Origin of the sequence: Enterobacter sp. 940_PEND (assembly GCF_001059415.1) — a bacterium.
Taxonomy (GTDB): Bacteria; Pseudomonadota; Gammaproteobacteria; order Enterobacterales; family Enterobacteriaceae; genus Enterobacter; species Enterobacter cloacae_M.
On sequence record NZ_JUMS01000076.1, the window covers coordinates 1 to 224 of the forward strand.

Annotated in this window: 1 protein-coding gene; it reads right to left on the reverse strand. The window is 62.1% G+C overall.

Translation table 11 applies throughout. The features are described 5' to 3' along the window. The coding region (locus ADJ24_RS10755; protein ID WP_048702442.1) for an Ig-like domain-containing protein at positions 1-224 on the reverse strand (224 nt) is incomplete at both ends.

Below are 224 nucleotides of genomic sequence, written 5' to 3' on the forward strand. Positions count from 1 at the left end.
TTACCGTCGCTGATGGTCGCCGTGCTGCTGTCGGCCACAAAGGTGGTGTCTACAGACTGGCTGTTGCCGTTGATGCTGGCGGTGACTTTCGCCACACCGGATTTGGTGTTCGTCAGGGTGGTGGTGGCGATACCGTCCGCATCCGTGGTGGCGGACGCGGTGGTCACCGTCGCACCGTTGGTGGCGGTAAAGGTCACTGCCACACCGGAAACCAGGTTGCCGTT